The organism is Mycobacterium talmoniae, from assembly GCF_001854525.1.
Lineage (GTDB): Bacteria > Actinomycetota > Actinomycetes > Mycobacteriales > Mycobacteriaceae > Mycobacterium > Mycobacterium talmoniae.
In genome coordinates this window covers 1-5,404 of the sequence record NZ_MLQM01000245.1, presented here as the reverse complement: position 1 = coordinate 5,404, position 5,404 = coordinate 1, and the positions used below count along the sequence as shown (strand labels likewise).

The 5,404-nt window shown below is 56.8% G+C and carries 3 rRNA genes; all 3 read left to right on the top strand.

Going from position 1 to position 5,404, the window contains the following annotated elements:
* Positions 1 to 166 precede the first annotated feature (166 nt).
* The 3 genes from BKN37_RS25460 (at position 167) to rrf (ending at position 5,378) form a co-directional block, all read left to right on the top strand.
* Positions 167 to 1,690 (top strand): 16S ribosomal RNA (locus tag BKN37_RS25460).
* 339 nt (positions 1,691 to 2,029) lie between these two features.
* Positions 2,030 to 5,149, top strand: a 23S ribosomal RNA gene (locus tag BKN37_RS25455).
* 116 nt (positions 5,150 to 5,265) lie between these two features.
* Positions 5,266 to 5,378: ribosomal RNA gene (rrf, locus tag BKN37_RS25450) — 5S ribosomal RNA — on the top strand.
* The 16S, 23S and 5S rRNA genes sit together here, the layout of an rRNA operon.
* Positions 5,379 to 5,404: the final 26 nt, after the last annotated feature.

Sequence of the window (5,404 nt, the reverse complement as noted above, 5' to 3'; positions counted from 1 at the left end):
CGGGTGTGTTGTTTGAGAACTCAATAGTGTGTTTGGTGGTTTTTGTTTGTTGTTGTTTTTTGCCATGCCCTTGGCCACCCCGTGTTGGGGGTGTGGTGTTTTTTGTGTCAGATGTTTGTTGTCTGATGTTTGTCAGGTTTCTCTGATTGGCCTTTTTTGAAGGTTTTGTTTGGAGAGTTTGATCCTGGCTCAGGACGAACGCTGGCGGCGTGCTTAACACATGCAAGTCGAACGGAAAGGCCCTTTCGGGGGTGCTCGAGTGGCGAACGGGTGAGTAACACGTGGGTGATCTGCCCTGCACTCTGGGATAAGCCTGGGAAACTGGGTCTAATACCGGATAGGACTACATGCTGCATGGTGTGTGGTGGAAAGCGTTATGTAGCGGTGTGGGATGGGCCCGCGGCCTATCAGCTTGTTGGTGGGGTGATGGCCTACCAAGGCGACGACGGGTAGCCGGCCTGAGAGGGTGTCCGGCCACACTGGGACTGAGATACGGCCCAGACTCCTACGGGAGGCAGCAGTGGGGAATATTGCACAATGGGCGCAAGCCTGATGCAGCGACGCCGCGTGGGGGATGACGGCCTTCGGGTTGTAAACCTCTTTCAACAGGGACGAAGCGGAAGTGACGGTACCTGTAGAAGAAGCACCGGCCAACTACGTGCCAGCAGCCGCGGTAATACGTAGGGTGCGAGCGTTGTCCGGAATTACTGGGCGTAAAGAGCTCGTAGGTGGTTTGTCGCGTTGTTCGTGAAAACTCACAGCTTAACTGTGGGCGTGCGGGCGATACGGGCAGACTGGAGTACTGTAGGGGAGACTGGAATTCCTGGTGTAGCGGTGGAATGCGCAGATATCAGGAGGAACACCGGTGGCGAAGGCGGGTCTCTGGGCAGTAACTGACGCTGAGGAGCGAAAGCGTGGGGAGCGAACAGGATTAGATACCCTGGTAGTCCACGCCGTAAACGGTGGGTACTAGGTGTGGGTTTCCTTCCTTAGGGATCCGTGCCGTAGCTAACGCATTAAGTACCCCGCCTGGGGAGTACGGCCGCAAGGCTAAAACTCAAAGGAATTGACGGGGGCCCGCACAAGCGGCGGAGCATGTGGATTAATTCGATGCAACGCGAAGAACCTTACCTGGGTTTGACATGCACAGGACGCCAGTAGAGATATTGGTTCCCTTGTGGCCTGTGTGCAGGTGGTGCATGGCTGTCGTCAGCTCGTGTCGTGAGATGTTGGGTTAAGTCCCGCAACGAGCGCAACCCTTGTCTCATGTTGCCAGCGGGTTATGCCGGGGACTCATGGGAGACTGCCGGGGTCAACTCGGAGGAAGGTGGGGATGACGTCAAGTCATCATGCCCCTTATGTCCAGGGCTTCACACATGCTACAATGGCCGGTACAAAGGGCTGCGATGCCGTGAGGTTAAGCGAATCCTTTAAAGCCGGTCTCAGTTCGGATCGGGGTCTGCAACTCGACCCCGTGAAGTCGGAGTCGCTAGTAATCGCAGATCAGCAACGCTGCGGTGAATACGTTCCCGGGCCTTGTACACACCGCCCGTCACGTCATGAAAGTCGGTAACACCCGAAGCCAGTGGCCTAACCCTTGTGGAGGGAGCTGTCGAAGGTGGGATCGGCGATTGGGACGAAGTCGTAACAAGGTAGCCGTACCGGAAGGTGCGGCTGGATCACCTCCTTTCTAAGGAGCACCACGGAATTCCCCCGTCCCCACACCGTGTGGGATCAAGGCGGTTGGGAGATCGCCCGTCACCTGTAGTGGGTGCGGGTGGGTGCGCAACAACAATGTCCGGTCCGTTGGGCCGGTGAGAATCGCCAGGCACACTGTTGGGTCCTGAGACAACAGGCCCGTTGTCACCCCTGTGGGGGTGGGTGTGTTGTCGCCTCACACTTGGTGGTGGGGTGTGGTGTTTGAGTTGTGGATAGTGGTTGCGAGCATCTAGCAAGCAAGGCTCACTTGGTGGTGGGTGTTGTTTGTTGGTGCAATGTTTCTTCGAGAAATAGCTTTTGGTTTTTGTGTTTGTAAGTGTGTTAGGGCGCATGGTGGATGCCTTGGCATCGGGAGCCGATGAAGGACGTGGGAGGCTGCGATATGCCTCGGGGAGTTGTCAACCGAGCATTGATCCGAGGATGTCCGAATGGGGAAACCCGGCACGAGTGATGTCGTGTCACCACACGCTGAATGTATAGGCGTGTGGGGGGAACGCGGGGAAGTGAAACATCTCAGTACCCGTAGGAGAAGAAAACAAGTGTGATTCCGTGAGTAGTGGCGAGCGAAAGCGGAGGATGGCTAAACCGCGCGCATGTGATACCGGGTAGGGGTTGTGTGTGTGGTGTTGTGGGAGTGTCGTGTCTGGGTCTACCTGCCTGGAGGGCAGTGAGAAAGTGTTGTGGTTAGCGGAAGTGGCCTGGGATGGTCTGCCGTAGACGGTGAGAGCCCGGTACGTGAAAACCCGATACCTGTCTTGCGATATTTTTCCCGAGTAGCAGCGGGCCCGTGGAATCTGCTGTGAATCTGCCGGGACCACCCGGTAAGCCTGAATACTTCCCGATGACCGATAGCGGATGAGTACCGTGAGGGAATGGTGAAAAGTACCCCGGGAGGGGAGTGAAAGAGTACCTGAAACCGTGTGCCTACAATCCGTCAGAGCCCTCTCTTTGAGTGGGGTGATGGCGTGCCTTTTGAAGAATGAGCCTGCGAGTCACCGGCACGTCGCGAGGTTAACCCGGGTGGGGTAGCCGTAGCGAAAGCGAGTCTGAATAGGGCGTATCCCCGTTGGGGGTGTAGTGGCGTGTTGTGGACCCGAAGCGGAGTGATCTACCCATGGCCAGGGTGAAGCGCGGGTAAGACCGCGTGGAGGCCCGAACCCACTTAGGTTGAAGACTGAGGGGATGAGTTGTGGGTAGGGGTGAAAGGCCAATCAAACTCCGTGATAGCTGGTTCTCCCCGAAATGCATTTAGGTGCAGCGTTGCATGTTTCACGCCGGAGGTAGAGCTACTGGATGGCCGATGGGCCCTACTAGGTTACTGACGTCAGCCAAACTCCGAATGCCGGTGTGTGAAGTGTGGCAGTGAGACGGCGGGGGATAAGCTCCGTGCGTCGAGAGGGAAACAGCCCAGATCGCCGGCTAAGGCCCCTAAGCGTGTGCTAAGTGGAAAAGGATGTGCAGTCGCGAAGACAACCAGGAGGTTGGCTTAGAAGCAGCCACCCTTGAAAGAGTGCGTAATAGCTCACTGGTCAAGTGATTGTGCGCCGATAATGTAGCGGGGCTCAAGCACACCGCCGAAGCCGCGGCAATCCCCGTGTGGGGTTGGGTAGGGGAGCGTCCCCTCACCGGTGAAGCCACCTAGTGATGGTGTGGTGGAGGTGTGGGGAGTGAGAATGCAGGCATGAGTAGCGATAAGGCAAGTGAGAACCTTGCCCGCCGAAAGACCAAGGGTTCCTGGGCCAGGCCAGTCCGCCCAGGGTGAGTCGGGACCTAAGGCGAGGCCGACAGGCGTAGTCGATGGACAACGGGTTGATATTCCCGTACCCGTGTGTGCGCGTCCCTGATGAATCAGTGGTACTAACCACCCAAAACCTCTCCGATCGGATCCTTCGGGTGATGACGGTGGGGGGCTGCGTGGGACCTTCGCTGGTAGTAGTCAAGCGATGGGGTGACGCAGGAAGGTAGCCGTACCAGTCAGTGGTAATACTGGGGCAAGCCCGTAGGACGAGATCTAGGCAAATCCGGGTCTCATATAAGTCCGAGAGGTGATGCATAGCCGGATGAGGTGAATTCGGTGATCCTATGCTGCCGAGAAAAGCCTCTAGCGAGTTCACACACGGCCCGTACCCCAAACCGACACAGGTGGTCAGGTAGAGAATACCAAGGCGTACGAGATAACTATGGTTAAGGAACTCGGCAAAATGCCCCCGTAACTTCGGGAGAAGGGGGACCTCCACACCGTGAACCCACTAGCTGGGGGAGCGGGAGGGGGTCGCAGAAACCAGTGAGAAGCGACTGTTTACTAAAAACACAGGTCCGTGCGAAGTCGCAAGACGAGGTATACGGACTGACGCCTGCCCGGTGCTGGAAGGTTAAGAGGACCGGTTAGCGGAAGCAATTCCGCGAAGCTGAGAATTTAAGCCCCAGTAAACGGCGGTGGTAACTATAACCATCCTAAGGTAGCGAAATTCCTTGTCGGGTAAGTTCCGACCTGCACGAATGGCGTAACGACTTCTCAACTGTCTCAACCATAGACTCGGCGAAATTGCACTACGAGTAAAGATGCTCGTTACGCGCGGCAGGACGAAAAGACCCCGGGACCTTCACTACAACTTGGTATTGATGTTCGATACGGTTTGTGTAGGATAGGTGGGAGACTGTGAAGCGGTGACGCCAGTTATCGTGGAGTCGTTGTTGAAATACCACTCTGATCGTATTGGACCTCTAACCTCGAACCCTGAACCGGGTTCAGGGACAGTGCCTGGCGGGTAGTTTAACTGGGGCGGTTGCCTCCTAAAATGTAACGGAGGCGCCCAAAGGTTCCCTCAACCTGGACGGCAATCAGGTGTCGAGTGCAAGTGCACAAGGGAGCTTGACTGCGAGACGGACATGTCAAGCAGGGACGAAAGTCGGGACTAGTGATCCGGCACCCCCGAGTGGAAGGGGTGTCGCTCAACGGATAAAAGGTACCCCGGGGATAACAGGCTGATCTTCCCCAAGAGTCCATATCGACGGGATGGTTTGGCACCTCGATGTCGGCTCGTCGCATCCTGGGGCTGGAGCAGGTCCCAAGGGTTGGGCTGTTCGCCCATTAAAGCGGCACGCGAGCTGGGTTTAGAACGTCGTGAGACAGTTCGGTCTCTATCCGCCGCGCGCGTCAGAAGCTTGAGGAAACCTGTCCCTAGTACGAGAGGACCGGGACGGACGAACCTCTGGTCCACCAGTTGTCCCACCAGGGGCACCGCTGGATAGCCACGTTCGGACAGGATAACCGCTGAAAGCATCTAAGCGGGAAACCTCTTCCAAGACCAGGCTTCTCACCCTCTAGGAGGGATAAGGCCCCCCGCAGACCACGGGATCGATAGACCAGACCTACAAGCCCAGCAATGAGCTCAGGGAACTGGCACTAACCGGCCGAAAACTTACCAACACACACCACGCAACCACACCCACACCAAAACCACACCCCCCACCAATACAACCAACCAACCGGGAAAAACGGGGAAACACACAACCCCAACCCCCACACATAAAAGAAAATAGAGTTACGGCGGTAATAGCGACAGGGAAACGCCCGGACCCATCCCGAACCCGGAAGCTAAGCCTGCCAGCGCCGATGATACTACCCACCCGGGTGGAAAAGTAGGACACCGCCGAACACAACCACAAGCCCTGTGCCCCCCAA